The organism is Mycobacterium noviomagense, assembly GCF_010731635.1.
Lineage (GTDB): Bacteria > Actinomycetota > Actinomycetes > Mycobacteriales > Mycobacteriaceae > Mycobacterium > Mycobacterium noviomagense.
Genome location: NZ_AP022583.1, coordinates 2,036,838 through 2,053,164, shown reverse-complemented (window position 1 = coordinate 2,053,164; position 16,327 = coordinate 2,036,838). Strand labels below are relative to the sequence as shown.

Here is a 16,327-nt window from a genome sequence, read left to right as displayed (position 1 = left end):
AGCGAGGTGAGACATGGATATCTTGGATCGGCTTCGGCTCGACGTTCCGGTGGGTCAAGCAGGAATGGGCGGCGGACTGGCCGGGGCACCGTTGGCCGCTGCGGTCGCCAAGGCCGGCGGCCTGGGAACACTGGGGCTCACGACACCGAGCCAGTTGCGTACGTCGATCGATCAGGTGCGCGCCGAGGCCCCCGGACGCGCCGTCGCAGTGAACCTGTTGTCGTCCTTCACCCGTCGCCGCCACGTCCAGGTATGCGTCGACGCCCACGTCGACGTCGTAGTCGTGGCCTTCGGCGGTGACCGCAGACTGGTCGAGCATCTCCGCGACGCCGGCATCTTCGTCTTCGTAATGGTCGGCACCGAAGCCCGGGCGCGCGAAGCTATCGGCTGGGGCGTCGACGGTCTGATCGCCCAGGGGCAGGAGGCCGGCGGTCATCTCGTCGGGACCATGCCGGCGCTCGACTTCCTGCCGCAGGCGTGCGCCGTTGCCGGTGAACGTCCGGTGTTTCTCGCCGGCGGGATTGCCACCGGGGCCGACACCCGTGCCGCCCTGGACGCCGGGGCCAGCGGCGTCATCGCCGGAACCCGGTTTCTGATGACGCACGAATCCAACGCGCATCCCGAGTACCGGCGACGCGTGATCAACGCGGACAAGACGCTCGAAACCACATTGTTCGGGTTGAGCTGGCCGCTGCGGCACCGTGTCGTTCCCAACGCCGCTACCCGCCGGTGGTGCCACAGCGACGGCAGCGCCAAAGCGCTCCCCACTGCCCTCAACGCCGGAAGCCGCGCGCTGGCCGTGCTCGGCTACCTCGATGCCGGGGCGTTGATGCGACTGCAGTCACCGGGGCGCCCGGTGTTCACGCCGCTGGCGCCGTTGGCGGGAATGCCGGATTCCTGGGTCGATCGCGCGGCGCTCTACGCCGGTGAAACAGCGCTGCGGATCAACCAAATCACTTCGGCCGAACAAGCTCTCGCAGATCTGGCACCCTGACGGTCACTTTACCAACGCCATGGCGAAGCCGTCCCAGTTCTTGGCGCCGACCGTCTGCAGCGCCGCGGTATCCAGCTGTGGGTGCTTACCCATCAGCTCGATCGTTTGGCGCACTGCCTGCATCAGACGGTCGTCCGGTGCCGGCGCCAGAATCTGCCCGTCCCGTATGACGTTGTCCACGACGATGATTGAGCCCGGCCGTGTCAGCCTCACCGCCCACTCCACATACGCGAGGTTGTTCTCCTTGTCGGCATCGACGAACACCAAATCGAACGGCCCGCCGGTCACGCTCGGAAGCGTGTCCAGCGCGGCGCCGACGATCACCTCCACGCGGTCGGCGACACCGGCGCGTTGCAGGTTGGCCCGTGCCACCTCGGCATGCTTCGGCTCATATTCCAGCGTCACCACCCGCCCCTCCGGGCCCGCGCCGCGCGCCAGCCAGATGGTGCTGTAGCCACCCAGCGTGCCGATCTCGAGGATGCGGCGCGCCCCCATCGCGGCGGCCAGTAAGCACAAGAACTTTCCCTGCTGCGCCGACACGGCGATGGACGGCAATCCGGCCGCGGCGCTGGCTTCCAATGCCGCCGACAGCGCCGGATCGTCGCCGACCAGTGTGCTGTCCAGAAACGCGTCGACGTCTCGAGGGGTCGGTTCCTGACTCATGCCTTCCGACGCTAGTCGAATCGCCGGCAAAGGCTCTTTACTCCATACCCCTATGGGGTATAGGCTCCAGAGCGGAGTACCGCTGGATTCCGCGCTTCGGAATCCCGATCAGATAGGGGTGAGGCCAATGGCGAACTACGACCAAGGCACCGTGCTGACCTGTAGCCACGATGGTTGTGGGTGCCGCGTTCGCATCGAGGTTGAATGCCACTGCAACGAGGCGGGCGAGCCGTACCGCTGCACATGCGGCGAGGAATTGGTCGCCGTCAGCGACTGACCCTGGCGCGGTGGAGCCGGGGCCCGACATCAACGCCCGAACGTCCGGCCGACCAGGTCGACGTCGGCGCTAAGCTCCGGCTTCACCGCGGCAACACCTACTGCCACTGCGTAAGTGCCCTCTTCGATGCGCCAGCTGCCAGCACTGCCGTCGTAGCGGGCAAGCACCCGCGGATCCGCCTCGATGGTGACAGTGCACGACTCGCCTGGCTCAAGCTCGACACGCTCGAATCCCAGTAGCCGCAACCGTTGCCCCTCTGGCCCGGCCGTCAGATAAAGCTGTGGAACGTCGGCGCCGGCGCGCTCGCCGGTATTGACGACGGTGAAGCCGGCCGTGATGGTGTCGCCGCCGCTGACTGTGAGGTCGCGGTACTCAAATATGGTGTAAGACAGGCCGTGACCGAACGCGAACATCGGGCTGTGCCCCTGCTGCGCGAACCATCGGTAGCCGACCTCGGCTCCTTCGGTGTAGCGGATTGTCACCGGCGTTCCCCACGGATCACCGAGCCCGGGTAGCTCGGGTCGCGGCGTCTGGCTGAGATCGGCCGGGAACGTGATGGGCAGCCGGCCGGACGGATTGACCGTGCCGAGTAGCACCTCGGCGATCGCTCGGCCTCCGGCTTGCCCGGGATACCAGGCTTGCAGGATCGCGTTCACTTTCTCCCGCCATGGCATGGCAACCGGGTTGCCAGTTTCCAGCACCACGACCGTATCGGGCTGGGCCTCGGCGACCGCGGCGATCACCGCGTCCTGCCCCCATGGCAACGACAGGTCGGCGTTGTCCAGGCCCTCTCCTTCGACGCGCACCGCAAACACGATCGCGATGTCGGCCCGCCGCGCGGCGAGTACCGATTCAGCCGGGCTGATTCCCGGGTCGAATTCAATGACCGTACCGGGCAACATGTTTCGCAGCTCCGCGAGCGGGCTCGTCGGCAGCAGATAGAGATTGCGCGCGCTGCCCATCAGCCCGGGCGCGCCGATCGGGATGACCGCGGCATAGCCTCCAGGCGGAACGACGGCGCTCGACCCGCAGCCGATCGGCACACCGACCTGCGCGTAGCCACCGATGACGGCGATGCGCGCCGTGCAGTCCGGCCCCAATGGCAGCACCCCGCGGTTTTGCAGCAGCACGAGTCCCTGCCGAGCGATATCCAGCGCAATTGCATTGTGGGCGGCCATATCCGGTGACGGCGTGGCGTCCCACCGATCGGCGCCGACGGCGAATATCGAACGTAGGATCCGGCGCACCATATCGGACAGGCGTTGTCCGGGCAGTTGACCGTCGGCATACGCGGCTTTGAGCTGGTCGGTGAACGCCTCCGCACCCCAGAGCAACCGGTCTATTTGTGCGCCGGATTCCTGGTCGAGTCCCTTGAGCGCGAACTCCCAGCTCGGCGTGGCGCCCCAGTCCGACATCGCCCAGCCTCGGTAGCCCCAGGCGACTTTCAGGATGTCGTTGAGCAAAACGTCGTTGCCGCTGGCGTATTCGCCATTGACCTTGTTGTATGCGGTCATCACGGCGCCGGGCTGCGCTCGCCCGATCGCGATTTCGAAAGCCAGCAGGTCGGATTCGCGATGGGCGTCCGGGTCGATGACCGCGTCGAGCCAGTTGCGGTTGGTCTCGTTACAGTTCAGCGAATAGTGCTTGATCGTTGAGATGACGCCCTGTTGCTGGATGCCGGTGATCGACTCTGCAGCGATCGTCGCGCTCAAAAGCGGGTCTTCGGAGACGTATTCGAAGTTGCGACCGTTGCGTGGGTCGCGGGCGAGGTTGATTCCGCCCGCGAGCAGCACGTTGAATCCCCGACTGCGGGCTTCACGCCCGATCCCCGCGCCCGAGGCGCGTGCGAGTGCCGGGTTGAAGCTGGCGGCCAGGGCGAGCCCGGCGGGAAACGCGGTCGCGGTGTCGCCGGGGCGGTAGCCGGGGTTGGTGACGCCGAGGCTGGCATCGGTCATCAACAGCGCCGGCACGCCAAGGCGTGGGATGCCGGGCACGTACCCGGCGCTCATCGGAACGTCGGCGGGGATGCGCTCGTCGCGCACGGGCAGCAGCTCGTTAGCGCCCATCACGCTGATCAGCAGCGAGAACCGCTCGTCGTCGGTCATCTGCGCTTCGACCTCGCGCGCCCGAACGTCGGCCTCGGTGTCGATGCCGCCCAGAGCGGCTCCTACCTCGGTCACCTGGCCAACGTTAAGACGTGGCGATTAGCGCACACCCTCTTTGGCGTAAACGACGCGCAGCACATGCCCGAGCTCCGGTCCCATCACCAGCTCAGCCAGCGCACACATGGTGTCGACGAATTCCGGTCCGTGCGGCGGCGCCGCTTGACAGAGGTGGTGTGCCACTTCGTGCAAGACCACCAACTCACGCATCGCCCAGTCGGCGGTGTCGCGGTCGGGAACTGCGATAACACCTGAGCCGTCGTGGCTTTCGTAGTGCGCGGCGCTAGCGGCGCGCCGCGCGCGAACCGTCAGCGGCGGTGTCGCCGGCCAGCGGCGCCGCACCGCGGGCAACGCGAGCACGTCGTCGACGTAACGCTGCACCGCCGCCAGCGAGCCGAACCGCCCTTCCGGCGGGAGCGTCAGCTGTGTGCCGAAAAATTCGACGGCCGGCGAACCATGCTGGGCCGCGCGGTCGAACAACGTCCGCACGAAGTCCTCCGCCGCGTAAACCTTCGACCGCTGCTGGTCTCGCTCGGCAGTGCCCATTACTCCAGTGCGTGCCGCGCCGACGACAACTCGGGGCTGTTGCCGAGCCGGGCCCGCCGACCGGCTCGGTCCCCTGCCCGCCGCGCGGCCGACGAATAGCCGGCCGAGGCCCGGTAGGCCTGCCACGTGCCGCGTGCCTTCGACGCGCTGCGGTAGTAGTCGTGCAACTCGATTTCCTTGTCCCGCAGCGCAATAGCGGTGCCGGGCGAACGGCCACGGTCCCTTTTCGCCTCTTGCTGCGCCTGCTCGCGGGCCTCGGCCAACCGCTGGCCCACCCGCGCTCCGAACGCCAGCTGAAAGTTCAGCCGAGCGGTTATCGTCGGCGTCGGTCGATGCGCGCCTGAGGCGATGTAGGCGTCCGATGCCCGCACCATCTGGACCACCAGGCTGGCGTACAGGGCGTGGCTCACGTCGATGTCCTCGGCGAACCCGTAGGCGTACACGAACGTCGAATTCGACGCCACGTCGCAGCGCACGTCGTTGGCATGGGCGATGACCACGAACAGCTGCACATACGTGCGCAGCCCCTTTGTGCCGGCCGCTCCGATGGTGATGGTGCGTTGGACCGGGGTCTGTGCGCGGGTGCGCTTATCGGCGTGCGAGCGGGCTACCGCCAAGTCGATGGACGTCGCCGTGGCCAAGCGTTGCGCTGCCGCCATGAACGCCTCGGCCTCATGCGGATTGTCGGTGCCTTCGGCCTGGCGCAGCAAGGCAGCGATGCGTGCCAGCATCTTGTCGTCAGTCATAAGCGCCGCTCTTCCTCATCGCTTCGCTCTGCATCGTCGCCAGCGCGAGTCATAAGCGCCAAATTACGGGATACGCCCGACATTTCCGTTCCGCCATTCACAGCCGGGCATTGATCCAGCTGACCACGTCGTCGAGCACCTGCTCGCGCTCCGGCTCGTTGAACACCTCGTGGTAGAGCCCCGGATAAACCTTCAGGTCGACGTCGGAGCTGCCCACACACTCGACGAGTTGATGGCTGCCGTCGACGCAGATGAGGCGATCCTCCGAACCGTGCACGACCAATAGCGGCGCTGTCAACGCCGCGGCGCGTTGCGGCATGGTTTCGCCCACCAGGAGCAGGGCCCGGGCAATGCCCGCCGGCACCTTGCCGTGATGCACCAGCGGATCGGTTTTGTATGCACTTACGACTGCGGGGTCGCGGGATATCGCGTCGACGTCGAGTTCCTGCACGGGCAGGCCCGGGGCGATCGCGCCGACGGCCTTGGCGACAAACGCCAACACCGGCGACACGCCGGTCTGCGCCGCCACCGCCGGACCCGACAACACCATCAGGTCGTAGTTGTCGGGGCGCTCGACGCCGTAGGCGAACACGATGCCACCGCCCATGCTGTGCCCCAACACGATGCATTTACAGCCGGGATGCTCTTTGGTGGCGATGCCAACCAGCGTGTCGAAGTCGCCGGTGTACTCCGAAATGTCGTTGACCAGCACCCGCTTGCCGCCCGAACGGCCGTGCCCACGGTGGTCTAGCGCGTAGGTGACTAGCCCGTCGTCGCCGAACCGCTGCGCGACGTGGTCGTAGCGGCGAGCGTGTTCGCCCAGGCCGTGCGAGAGGACGACCACCGCTTTCGGTGTGGTGTCTGGTGTCCAGACGTCGTAGACGATGCGCACGCCGCCGACGCCGTCGAATGTCCGTTCCGTGCGGGTGGTAGGCATCAGAGGCAGCGTAGACCGAGGCGCCCGGCTCCTGCTCAGCGCGCCGCTCTGCGGCGCGCCTCGTCAGCGGACGCGGATGTCAGGCTGCCTGCGTAAGCTCGTGCGCGTGAGTCTGCTCACCGAAAGCCTCGACGGCGACTTCTCCGCGCAGGCTGAGCTGTACCGGCGGGAACTGCTCGCGCACTGCTATCGGATGACGGGTTCGCTGCACGACGCCGAGGACCTGGTTCAGGAAACGTATCTGCGGGCCTGGAAGGCCTACGACCGCTTCGAGGGCAAGTCCTCGGTGCGGACGTGGCTGCACCGCATCGCCACCAACACCTGCCTGACCGCGCTGGAGGGCCGGCAACGCCGGCCGTTGCCTACCGGGCTGGGGGCGCCCAGCGCCGATCCCACTGCAGAGCTGGTTGAGCGAACGGAGATTGCCTGGCTCGAGCCGCTGCCGGACACCACCAGCGATCCCTCGGACATCGTCGAATCGCGGGAGTCGGTGCGGTTGGCGTTCATCGCGGCCCTGCAACACCTGTCGCCCCGGCAGCGGGCAGTGCTGGTGCTGCGCGACGTGCTGCAGTGGAAGGCCGCGGAAGTGGCCGAGGCAATCGGCACCAGCACCGCGGCCGTCAACAGCCTGCTGCAACGGGCCCGCACGCAATTGGAGGCGGTCGGTCCCTGTGCCGAGGACCGGCTGGCGGCGCCCGATTCGGCGGACACACAGGATCGGCTGGCCCGCTACATCTCAGCGTTCGAGGCCTACGACGTCGACCGGCTGGTCGAGCTGTTCACCACCGAGGCGATCTGGGAGATGCCGCCATACGTCGGCTGGTACCAGGGTCCGCAAGCGATCGCCACATTGGTGCGCCAGCAGTGCCCCGCGCAAGCCACCGGCGATATGCGGCTGATCCCGTTGCTGGCCAACGGGCAACCCGCGGCCGCGATGTACATGCGCGACGGCGACCAGCATCTGCCGTTTCAGCTGCAGGTCCTCGACATCACCGACTCCGGTGTCAGCCATGTCGTCGCGTTCTTAGACACCACCCTTTTCCCGAAATTCGGCCTGCCCGAGCGCCTCTAATGGCCGAGTGGCCAGTTATGACACGCATTCGAGCGAAAAGCGTGCAATAACTGGCCAGTCAGCGCCGGCTTCGCGAAGCGCAGCACACGTCCGGGCGACGATGACGTTATGCCGGTAGCGCAGCATGTTTGCCCCAACACGGACGACCCTCCAACCAACTGCCACCAACTCCGCATGTTTGTCGATGTCGTATGCCCGTCGTGCCGGATCAGTCCAGTGCTGGATACCGTCGTACTCCACACCGACTTTGAAATCTTCGTAACCCATGTCGATCCGCGCGAACGGGGCGCCGTACCGGTCACACACCACGATCTGGGTTTGCGGCCGTGGTAAGCCGGCGTCGATCAGCACCAGCCGTGTCCGGGTTTCCTGCGGAGACTCAGCACCACCGTCCATCAAATCGAGCGCCCGTCGCAATTGGACCAGGCCACGCACACCGTTACGCCGTCGCACCAACTCCTCGACCTCGTCGACCGTCAGCCTGGTGGCGCGCGCCAACGCATCCAGGTGAATTACCGCGCGGACCAAACCTTTTCGGCGACCGAGATCGAACGCCGTGCGTGTTGGCGTAGTGGCCGGTATCCCGCGAACCGTGCATACCTCGTCGTCCGACAACTCATCACGATGGATAACGATGCCTTCAACAGGCTTGCCGTTACGGCGGTACAACTCTGCGGGAAGTCGTGGGTCAATCCAATCCGAGCCGTGCAACGCGGCGGCCGACAATCCTGCGGCCGTGGCCGTGCGCCCGGACCACAGCCATGCCGCGACTCCTCGGGTGACTGCGGTGAGATCGTGATCGTTCGGCAGGTAGACGTTGCGGTAGACGCGCCGGTGTCGGCTGTGCAGTGCGCGTCTACTTACCTGGCCGTCGGCCAGCGCTTCGGTCCCGATGAACGGCCAGTCGCCCTCCGCCACGCGCTGACTTTGACAGCAGTCCGCCGACCATGTCGGCCGCGCTGAGCCGACCTGTGGATAAACGCTCCGCGAGTGGCCAGTTATGACACGCATTCGAGCGAAAAGCGTGCAATAACTGGACCACTCGCCGAAATGGCTAGAACAGTCGGCTGTCCGGTGGCGGTCCGGATACCGGCCGCACCAAACCGCGTCCGGTGATCAGTGGCAGATCCAGCGCCGACAGCAGGCCGGGCGGCGCTTCGCATACCGCCGGGATGGCGTTGACCATCCGCGATGCGCCGGCTACCCGCGCGCCGAGATCGTGGTCGTGGTCGTCGGCCAATTCAAGCTCGCAGCGCATGCTCGGTGAGCCGTCGATTTCGACGCGGTAGACCCCGCGACCGGAAGCCCCGCCGTAGCCGAGGTCGCGCGGCGGAATCGCGATATGTGGCTGTGGCCAGTCCGGAGCGATGTCGTCGTGCATGCGGGTGACGTGGTCGACGACGAAAGTCAACCTGTCTCAGACATATCCGGTCAGGGTCGAGCGCATCGCCGCTATTGTCCCGGCCGCGATGTGGCCGGTGGGCGTGTCGAACGATTCCGCAGCGGCCACGCGGTCAACGCGTTCGTCGATGTGGTCGATCTGCACACCCAGCCCGGCGGCAAGCTGGTGCAGCACCGGGCCCCAGCCGAAGGTGAAGACGCCAGTGGTAGCCGCGAACGGGGTGACCTCAGGCGGCTTGCCGAACCCGAGGTTCTCGTACACCGCCGATTTGTCGGGGTAGGTAGCGTAGTTGGAAATCTCGCTGACGCGGACGCTCTCGACAACCCGCGACACTCCCGAAAGCACCAGGGGCAGAACATCGTTGGCGAACCCAGTGTCGATGCCGGTGGTGAAGAACGACGCGCCGCCCGCACGCGCCGCCTCCCGCAGCGGTTCGGTGAACGCGGCGTCGACGGCGTCGGGAAAGACAAGAGGCACCACCGAGCACGACACCACGTTTTTGCCGGTCTCCAGGATCGCCGCCATGTCCTCGACTGCCTCCAGCGGCCGCAGATTGGCCGCGGCGGCATAGAGCACCATGTCGGCGTCACCGGTCAGCATCGCACCAGGATCCTGCGTTGCCACGACTCCACCGGCTCGACGCCGCAGAGCTGCCCGGCGTCCAGGCCGGCCTTGGCATCGCTGTGCACTACGAGGTCGACCAGCTCCAGCTGCGGGTGGTCGATCGCTATGCGCTGGGCAGCGGCCTGTTCGGAATCGTCCATGGTCTCCGGGCGCAATTCCTGTTGCTGGACCGCGGCCGCGAAGCGCTCACCTTCTTGAACACCACACTCGCAGCGGGCTGCTCGATGTCGAAAATCGGCGACCGGCAGCTGACGACGGTGGACGCGGTCGGCCACAGCACCGACGGCGAGCACGCCGTAGGGCAGCGCTTCCCGATCGCTCCGCCGTTCGGGCTGGTTGCGATGGCCTGGCGCGACGACACCGCGGTCGAGGACTGGCTGCATCGGGTCACACCCCGGCTCACCCGCGCCGACATCACCGCACATCGCCGTGTGCTCGCCGACATCCGCCACCGCGGCTACGGCGCCTGGCGCTTCGACGACGCCCACGCCGCACTGCACGACCGGCTCGCCGCCGTCCTGGCATCGCTGCAGCCCGCCGCACAGATAACCCGCCAACTCAGCACGCTGATGACGATGGTGACGCTGCGGTCAGTGACGCATACTCTCGAAACGGAGCTGCCGGCAACTGAATTCGTCGTCTTACCGATCTTCGGACGCGACGGTCAGCCAGAGTACCAGATCGAAATTCATCTGGGCGGCGCGCGAAAACTGACACTTCCCGGGCTGGACGCCGCGCTGAGACAAGCGCAAACCCTGCTGACCCCCGCCACAGCCTGACCAACGAGACGATGTAGCAGTCCATTCACGCAGGTAAAGCAGCGTTTCAACGCGTGGATTGGAACACGTTCTGGCTCGTTCGCTAATATCCCGGGCATGAAGACCAAGGGCGCACTGCTATGGGAGCTGAACTCGCCGTTTCGGGTCGACGAAATCGAGGTCGGCGATCCGGTCGACGACGAAGTTCAGATCCAGGTGCATGCCGCCGGCATGTGCCACTCCGACTACCACCTGACCACCGGAGCCACCCCGATCGGCTTGCCGGCACTGGGCGGGCATGAGGGCGCCGGCGTCGTCACCAAAGTCGGCAAGGGCGTCACCGGAATCAGCGAAGGCGACCACGTCATCTTGGCGTTCATCCCGGCCTGCGGCGATTGTCCACCGTGCTTGAAAGGTTTCCGGTCGCTCTGCGACCGCGGCGCCCTGTTGCTCGGCGGCAAAGCGATCGCCGACGGCACCTCCCGCATTAAAGCCGGATCGCATGACGTCTCGCCGATGAACCTGCTCGGCACTTTCGCGCCCTACATGACCGTGCACAAGGATTCGGTCGTCAAGATTGACCCCGGTGTGCCGTTCGAGTCGGCGGCGATTATGGGTTGTGCGGTGCCGACTGGGTTCGGCTCGGCGACGAATGTCGCCGAGGTCCAGCCGGGTGAGACGGTCGCGATTGTCGGCGTGGGCGGCATCGGGATGAGCGCGCTGCAGGGCGCGGTATTGTCCGGCGCCAAGCACGTCATCGCAATCGACCCCGTCGAATTCAAGCGGGAGCAAGCCGTGAAGTTCGGCGCCACCCACGTATACGAGTCGATGTCCGCCGCGATCGCACCGATGATGGATCTGACCTACGGCCTGATGGCCGACAAGACCATCATCGCGGTCGGCGAGATGCGCGGGGAATACATCGAAGAAGCGCTGACCCTGACCGCCAAGACCGGGACCTGCGTGGTGACCGGGATGGGTGCGATGACCGACGTCGACGTCAAGCTCAACTTGTTCTTGTTTGCGATGTTGCAAAAGACGTTGAAAGGCAACATCTTCGGTGGCGGCAGCTCGCACGTCGAAACGCCACGGCTGGTGGGTCTGTACAAGTCCGGGCTGCTCAAGATCGACGAGATGGTGACGAACACCTATCGGCTGGAAGACATCAACGAGGGCTATCAGGACATGCTGGACGGCAAGAACATCCGGGGCGTCATCCGCTACACCGACGCCGACTGGTGAGCCGCACAGGCATGTCCACGGGACTACCCTGAGGGCTATGCCTGCCACCGCGGAGATCCGGCGCGCGGCCGACCGGTTTGTCACGAAGACGTCCTGGCTGAATTCCCGGCATTCCTTTTCGTTCGCCGACCACTACGACCCGGCCAACACTCACCACGGCCTGCTGCTGGTCAACAACGACGACATCGTCGCGCCGCGTACCGGGTTTGCCACCCACCCGCACCGGGACATGGAGATCGTCACCTGGGTGCTGGAGGGCGCGCTGACCCATCAGGACTCGACCGGAAACCACGGTGTGATCTATCCCGGACTGGCGCAACGCATGTCGGCCGGCAGCGGCATTCTGCACTCGGAAAAGAACGACTCGGCAAGCGAGCCAGTGCATTTCATCCAGATGTGGGTGCTACCCGACGAGACCGGTATCGAGCCCAGCTATCAGCAACACGAGACCGACGACCAACTGCTGACCAGTGGGCTGACGACCATCGCCTCCGGTATGACCGGCCACGAGGCCGCCATCACCCTGCACAACCGCAATGCGGCGTTGCACGGAGCGCGGCTGCGGCCCGGCGACAGTGTCGAGTTGCCGTCGGCGCCGTACGTGCATCTGTTCGTGACGTCCGGCCTGGTGTCGGTTGAGGGTCTCGGCGATCTGCATGAGGGCGACGCGGTCCGGTTCACCGCATCCGAAGGGCGACGGGTGACCGCAACCGAGCCGGCGGAGATTCTGGTGTGGGAGATGCACGCAAAACTTGGCGGCTGAGCGTACAGTCGGCTGACTAACGCCGGATGCGGTTGGGGCCAGTCACTGCCAGGTAGATGGCAATGGCGATAACGGCGCTGACAACAGTGCCGACCATGGTGCCCTCCGCTCCTCAGGCGCCCGCCAACTGCCTTCATACCGGGATGCCCGATTGACGGCTCTGCCTAACTTGCCGCCGTGAGCACCAACACTCGCCTGGAGGTCGCGCGTTTGATCGAATGGATCGAGCCATCGCCAGAAATGAGCAGAACCCATGAACGCCCATGACGAGCAGGATGCTGCACCGCCGCCGACGAACACCGAGTCTGGGTCCCCGCTGATCACCGCCGCCGGCCTAGGGGTGGACGGCGAGCACGGACCGCTTTTCTCGGGCATCGATCTGGCACTCACACCGGGGTTCCACGCCATTCGAATGCCCGGAGGACCGGGGCAGACAGCACTCCTGTTGACACTCGCCGGACGGCTCAAGGCCACCCACGGGTCGGTGACAGTGCTCGGCGATTCGGAACCGCGGACGATCCGCCGGCACTGCTCGATCGCGGCATTCGCTGACATCGATGACTTGGAGGAAACAGTGACAGTGCAGACCGTGCTGGCCGAGCAGTGCAGGTGGCTGGCGTCGTGGTATGCGCGGGTACCGGCCCAGTCCGGCCAGACCGAACTGGGCGAAGTCATGGGCGAGATGCCCCCGCCGTCGGCCGAGTCCTACATCATGGACTTGTCGGATCTGGAACTGTTCTTGCTGCGAATCACATTGGCGCTGTTGTCAAACCGCCCAATCTTGGTGGTCGGTGATCTCGAGCAGGTCCGCGACGAGTCGCGGCGGGCGATCGCGGTCGAGAGGCTGGGCGCAATCGCCGCGCAGCGCACCGTCGTCGTCGGGGTGACCAACCCGCTTGGCGCTGAAGCACCCGACCACGAGCTACACGATCACCGCACCTTGACCGGAAAGGGCTGACGATGCTTGCCGGGCTCGCATTTGGTTCGGAAATAAAACGTTTCGGCCGCAGCAGAATGACTCGCGCAGCCATCGTGGTCTTGATGTTGCTCCCGCTGGTCTACGGAGCGCTGTACCTGTGGGCGTACTGGGACCCCTTCGGACACGTCAACAAGATGCCCGTGGCGCTGGTCAACTCTGACCGCGGCGCTGTCGTGTCCGGGCAGCAAATCAATGCCGGCGCCGAGATCGCCAAGGGCCTGACGGCCGACCGCAGCCTGGACTGGCACGTCGTGAACCCCGAAGAGGCGCGTGATGGCGTCGGACACGGCAAGTACTACTTCATGCTCGAGCTGCCGCCCGACTTCAGCGCGGCGATCGCATCACCGGTGACCGGGCAACCCAGACAAGCCAACCTCATCGCCGTCTACAACGACGCCAACAACTACATCTCGACCAGCATTGGCCGCACAGCCATCAGCCAGGTGCTCAATGCCGTATCAGCCCGAATATCCGGGCAGGCGGTCAATCAGGTGCTGTCTGTGGTCGTGTCGTCCGGTTCAGGGATCAAGCAGGCCGCTGACGCGGCCAGGCAACTCGCCGACGGCGCAGCGCGGGTCGACGACGGCGCCAGTCAGCTTTCAGCGGGCCTGCACACCGCCCGATCCGGCTCAGCGCAGCTTGCCACCGGCGCCAAGCAGCTTTCCGACGGCACCAACGAGGCCACCGACCCGCTGCTAGCGGTGAGCAAAGCGCTCTCGACGGTCGGCGGCAACAGCGGCCAGGCTGCGACCGCGATGCAGCAGGCCGCCGATCAGATCAACGGCATTGCGGTCGCGCAAGAGGCCGCCGCTAACGGCCTGTCATCGGTGATTGATCAGCTCTCGGCGAGCCAAGACCCAGCCGCACGCAATGCCGCCGCTGCGCTACGCGGAATACAGGATCAGCTCCGACAACACCAGTTCACACCGCAGATCCGCCAGCAGCTCACCGATGCCCAAAACGCCGCAGGCCCGCTGAAATCGGCCCTGGACCAGGTCGGCAACAAGGGACAGGACCTGACGAACAAGCTCACCCAGCTGCGGAACGGCGCCCAGCAGCTCGCCGCCGGAAACGCCGAGTTGGCAAGCGGTATAGCCAAACTCGATGACGGGGCGCAACAGCTGGCATCGGGAACCGGGCAACTCAGGGCAGGATCGGCCGAACTGGCCACCAAACTCGCCGAAGGCGCCAAGCAGGTACCCAACTGGACGACCCAACAGAAAGAGGCGATCGCCAACACCATCGGTGGCCCGGTCCAGCTGGAAACCACCCATGAGAACGCCGCGCCCAACTTCGGCACCGGCATGGCGCCGTTCTTCCTCACCCTGGCCTTGTTCTTCGGTGCGCTCGTGCTGTGGATGGTGCTGCGACCGTTGCAGAACCGCGCGATCGCCGCAGAGGTGATCGCCCTGCGCGTTGCGCTTTCCAGCTACGTACCCGCAGCAGTGATCGGAATCGCACAAGCGGTCATCCTCTACGGCGTGGTGCGATTCGCCCTCGGCATGCACGCGGCTCACCCGGTCGCGATGCTGGCTTTCATGATCCTGGTCTCCTGGGCGTTCGTTGCCGCGACACAGGCGATCAACGCACTCGTCGGCCCGGCTGTAGGGCGCGTGCTGATCATGGCGCTACTGATGCTGCAGCTGGTCAGCGCCGGCGGGATGTACCCCGTGGAGACCACGTCTAAGCCGTTCCAGGTATTCCACCACTTTGACCCCATGACATACGGCGTCAACGGATTACGTCAACTTATATTGGGCGGGATCGATTTCCGGTTGTGGCAAGCGGTGATCGTGCTGATCGGCATATGGGCTGTCTCATTGGCGATCTCGTCTCTATCGGCCAGGCGTAATCGACTGTGGAACCTGACCAGGCTGCTGCCGTCGATCAAGGTCTGAGCCCGACTCCAGCGGTGCTCACCCTCAGGCGAGTAGCCCTCATCAAAGTTCAAGCAGCGGAACGTGATTCGCCTGCGGCCAAAGCGTCACGCTAATGTGACATAAGTTGACACTGGTTTAGGTGTGGCTAATGTTGTGATACTAATACGACGCCGCGCCGAAAGGGCAACCTGTGCCGAGTCTCGCCGTCACCCTCCGGCGGATGGCAGCCAGCTGCGCAGCGGTAGTCTGTGCGGCGCTGGCCACGAGCACCGGACAGCCGGTCGCCCACGCAGAGTCTCGTGACCTGCTGGCCGCCGCCATTGCCAATACGCGGGGTACATATCTGGTGTACAACTTCGGCGCCGGGCACCCAGCCCCCATGCTTAATGCGGGCGGTAACTGGTACGACGGGAACAGCGGCGGTCATCTAATGATCATCAAGGCTGCCTCGCAACGGCTTTCGCCCCATCTACTGGTGGACAGCCACAGTGGTTATCAGGCTCGCTGTGAGCGCAACCCGGGGGCGCGCACCGGAGAAGGGTTGATGCAGGCGTCGGAAACCTATCCGCCGCTGCAGGCTTGGCAGGCGTTGGGTCAACCGACTATCGCGATCAACGCCAACTTCTTCGACATCCGCGGGCAGAAAGGCGGGTCGTGGAAGTCAACCGGTTGCAGCTCGCCGCTGGGCGCGTTCGTCGACAACACCCGCGGCCAGGGCCGGGCCAACCAGGCGGTGACCGGAACCGTCGCCTACGCCGGAAAACAGGGGCTCTCCGGTGGAGACAACAACTGGTCTGCTTTGAGCACCATGATCTTGCCGACGGAGGGCGCGCCGTCGGTGATTCGGCCACGAAGCAGCAACGATTACGATGTGGCGGCGCCGGTCATCCAGGGACTGGTCGACAAGGGTGCCCGGTTTGTGGCGGTCAGCGGGATCGGGCTGTTGTCGCCCGGCGACACGGGCCAGCTCAACGACGGCGGACCCAACGCCGCCCGCACCGCAATCGCGTATTCGCGGCCAAAGGACGAAATGTATGTGTTTCAAGGCGGTAGCTACACCCCGGACAACATCCAAGACCTGTTCCGCGGCCTGGGCAGCGATACCGCGGTGCTGCTCGACGGTGGCGGGTCGTCGGCGATCGTGCTGCGCCGCGATACCGGTGGCATGTGGGCGGGCGATGGAGCGCCGAAGGGAAACTGCGACACCCGTCAGGTGCTCTGCGACTCCCACGAGCGGGCGCTGCCGAGCTGGCTCGCCTTCAATTGAGTAAGCTTGCAATGC

General features: G+C 65.6%; 17 protein-coding genes. 9 read left to right on the top strand and 8 right to left on the bottom strand.

What is annotated here, in order from left to right:
- The first annotated feature begins 13 nt into the window (after positions 1-13).
- Positions 14-994 (top strand): NAD(P)H-dependent flavin oxidoreductase, encoded by a 981-nt coding sequence (locus G6N15_RS09475; RefSeq protein ID WP_083089087.1) that lies wholly within the window; start codon positions 14-16, stop codon positions 992-994.
- Positions 995-997: 3 nt separating this feature from the next.
- On the opposite strand, the gene G6N15_RS09470 is transcribed toward G6N15_RS09475, so the two are convergent.
- Complete coding sequence (locus tag G6N15_RS09470; protein ID WP_083089086.1) at positions 998-1,657, bottom strand: O-methyltransferase; 660 nt, start codon at positions 1,655-1,657, stop codon at positions 998-1,000.
- Between the two features lie 127 nt (positions 1,658-1,784).
- Between G6N15_RS09470 and mymT the strand changes: the two genes are divergently transcribed.
- A complete protein-coding gene (gene mymT, locus G6N15_RS23180) occupies positions 1,785-1,934 on the top strand; it encodes a copper-binding metallothionein MymT (RefSeq protein WP_083089085.1) in 150 nt (49 codons plus the stop codon).
- 29 nt (positions 1,935-1,963) lie between these two features.
- On the opposite strand, the gene G6N15_RS09465 is transcribed toward mymT, so the two are convergent.
- The 4 genes from G6N15_RS09465 to G6N15_RS09450 form a co-directional block, all read right to left on the bottom strand.
- Positions 1,964-4,039 (bottom strand): beta-glucosidase, encoded by a 2,076-nt coding sequence (locus G6N15_RS09465; protein WP_083089094.1) that lies wholly within the window; start codon positions 4,037-4,039, stop codon positions 1,964-1,966.
- A 99-nt stretch (positions 4,040-4,138) separates the two neighbouring features.
- On the bottom strand, positions 4,139-4,642 hold the full coding sequence (locus G6N15_RS09460; protein WP_083089084.1) for a TIGR04338 family metallohydrolase: 504 nt from the start codon (positions 4,640-4,642) through the stop codon (positions 4,139-4,141).
- Positions 4,642-5,388, bottom strand: a complete 747-nt coding sequence (locus tag G6N15_RS09455; protein WP_083089083.1) for a DUF2786 domain-containing protein — start codon at positions 5,386-5,388, stop codon at positions 4,642-4,644. The genes G6N15_RS09460 and G6N15_RS09455 overlap by 1 nt, the downstream gene beginning before the upstream one ends.
- Positions 5,389-5,485: 97 nt before the next feature.
- Positions 5,486-6,325, bottom strand: coding sequence for an alpha/beta hydrolase (locus G6N15_RS09450; protein WP_083089082.1), 840 nt, complete (start codon positions 6,323-6,325; stop codon positions 5,486-5,488).
- Here G6N15_RS09450 and G6N15_RS09445 point away from each other — a divergent pair.
- Positions 6,273-7,397 carry a sigma-70 family RNA polymerase sigma factor gene (locus G6N15_RS09445; protein WP_139797946.1) on the top strand — a complete coding sequence of 375 codons (1,125 nt, stop codon included), beginning with the start codon at positions 6,273-6,275 and terminating at the stop codon, positions 7,395-7,397. The genes G6N15_RS09450 and G6N15_RS09445 overlap by 53 nt on opposite strands.
- A 15-nt stretch (positions 7,398-7,412) precedes the next feature.
- Here the strand turns inward: G6N15_RS09445 and G6N15_RS09440 are convergent, their stop codons facing one another.
- The 3 genes from G6N15_RS09440 to G6N15_RS23170 all read right to left on the bottom strand — a co-directional run bounded on the left by G6N15_RS09440 (position 7,413) and on the right by G6N15_RS23170 (position 9,423).
- Positions 7,413-8,315: an endonuclease domain-containing protein gene (locus G6N15_RS09440; RefSeq protein WP_083089080.1), complete on the bottom strand. Its 903-nt coding sequence runs from the start codon at positions 8,313-8,315 to the stop codon at positions 7,413-7,415.
- A gap of 136 nt (positions 8,316-8,451) precedes the next feature.
- Positions 8,452-8,808 (bottom strand): hypothetical protein, encoded by a 357-nt coding sequence (locus G6N15_RS23175; protein ID WP_232070384.1) that lies wholly within the window; start codon positions 8,806-8,808, stop codon positions 8,452-8,454.
- A 6-nt stretch (positions 8,809-8,814) separates the two neighbouring features.
- Complete coding sequence (locus G6N15_RS23170; RefSeq protein ID WP_232070383.1) at positions 8,815-9,423, bottom strand: hypothetical protein; 609 nt, start codon at positions 9,421-9,423, stop codon at positions 8,815-8,817.
- Here G6N15_RS23170 and G6N15_RS09430 point away from each other — a divergent pair.
- The 6 genes from G6N15_RS09430 to G6N15_RS09405 all read left to right on the top strand — a co-directional run bounded on the left by G6N15_RS09430 (position 9,417) and on the right by G6N15_RS09405 (position 16,312).
- A complete protein-coding gene (locus G6N15_RS09430) occupies positions 9,417-10,202 on the top strand; it encodes an IclR family transcriptional regulator (RefSeq protein ID WP_232070382.1) in 786 nt (261 codons plus the stop codon). The two genes, G6N15_RS23170 and G6N15_RS09430, sit on opposite strands and share 7 nt — an antisense overlap.
- Positions 10,203-10,298: 96 nt before the next feature.
- Positions 10,299-11,423 (top strand): NDMA-dependent alcohol dehydrogenase, encoded by a 1,125-nt coding sequence (locus tag G6N15_RS09425; protein WP_083089079.1) that lies wholly within the window; start codon positions 10,299-10,301, stop codon positions 11,421-11,423.
- Positions 11,424-11,460: 37 nt separating this feature from the next.
- Entirely contained in the window at positions 11,461-12,186 is a 726-nt protein-coding gene (locus G6N15_RS09420) for a pirin family protein (protein ID WP_083089078.1), read from the top strand.
- A 253-nt stretch (positions 12,187-12,439) separates the two neighbouring features.
- Positions 12,440-13,144 (top strand): hypothetical protein, encoded by a 705-nt coding sequence (locus G6N15_RS09415; protein WP_083089077.1) that lies wholly within the window; start codon positions 12,440-12,442, stop codon positions 13,142-13,144.
- Between the two features lie 2 nt (positions 13,145-13,146).
- Positions 13,147-15,063, top strand: coding sequence for a YhgE/Pip domain-containing protein (locus G6N15_RS09410; RefSeq protein WP_083089076.1), 1,917 nt, complete (start codon positions 13,147-13,149; stop codon positions 15,061-15,063).
- A gap of 202 nt (positions 15,064-15,265) precedes the next feature.
- Complete coding sequence (locus G6N15_RS09405) at positions 15,266-16,312, top strand: phosphodiester glycosidase family protein (protein ID WP_083089075.1); 1,047 nt, start codon at positions 15,266-15,268, stop codon at positions 16,310-16,312.
- Positions 16,313-16,327 lie beyond the last annotated feature (15 nt).

Bases quoted from the DNA above. Each gene is read 5' to 3' on its own strand.
- G6N15_RS09475 (WP_083089087.1), top strand. From the start codon at position 14: ATGGATATCTTGGATCGGCTTCGGCTCGACGTTCCGGTGGGTCAAGCA.
- G6N15_RS09425 (WP_083089079.1), top strand. From the start codon at position 10,299: ATGAAGACCAAGGGCGCACTGCTATGGGAGCTGAACTCGCCGTTTCGG.
- G6N15_RS09410 (WP_083089076.1), top strand. From the start codon at position 13,147: ATGCTTGCCGGGCTCGCATTTGGTTCGGAAATAAAACGTTTCGGCCGC.
- G6N15_RS09450 (WP_083089082.1), bottom strand. From the start codon at position 6,325: ATGCCTACCACCCGCACGGAACGGACATTCGACGGCGTCGGCGGCGTG.
- G6N15_RS09420 (WP_083089078.1), top strand. From the start codon at position 11,461: ATGCCTGCCACCGCGGAGATCCGGCGCGCGGCCGACCGGTTTGTCACG.
- G6N15_RS09445 (WP_139797946.1), top strand. From the start codon at position 6,273: ATGCGCACGCCGCCGACGCCGTCGAATGTCCGTTCCGTGCGGGTGGTA.
- G6N15_RS09465 (WP_083089094.1), bottom strand. From the start codon at position 4,039: ATGACCGACGACGAGCGGTTCTCGCTGCTGATCAGCGTGATGGGCGCT.
- mymT (WP_083089085.1), top strand. From the start codon at position 1,785: ATGGCGAACTACGACCAAGGCACCGTGCTGACCTGTAGCCACGATGGT.
- G6N15_RS09460 (WP_083089084.1), bottom strand. From the start codon at position 4,642: ATGGGCACTGCCGAGCGAGACCAGCAGCGGTCGAAGGTTTACGCGGCG.
- G6N15_RS09470 (WP_083089086.1), bottom strand. From the start codon at position 1,657: ATGAGTCAGGAACCGACCCCTCGAGACGTCGACGCGTTTCTGGACAGC.
- G6N15_RS09455 (WP_083089083.1), bottom strand. From the start codon at position 5,388: ATGACTGACGACAAGATGCTGGCACGCATCGCTGCCTTGCTGCGCCAG.
- G6N15_RS09415 (WP_083089077.1), top strand. From the start codon at position 12,440: ATGAACGCCCATGACGAGCAGGATGCTGCACCGCCGCCGACGAACACC.
- G6N15_RS09405 (WP_083089075.1), top strand. From the start codon at position 15,266: ATGGCAGCCAGCTGCGCAGCGGTAGTCTGTGCGGCGCTGGCCACGAGC.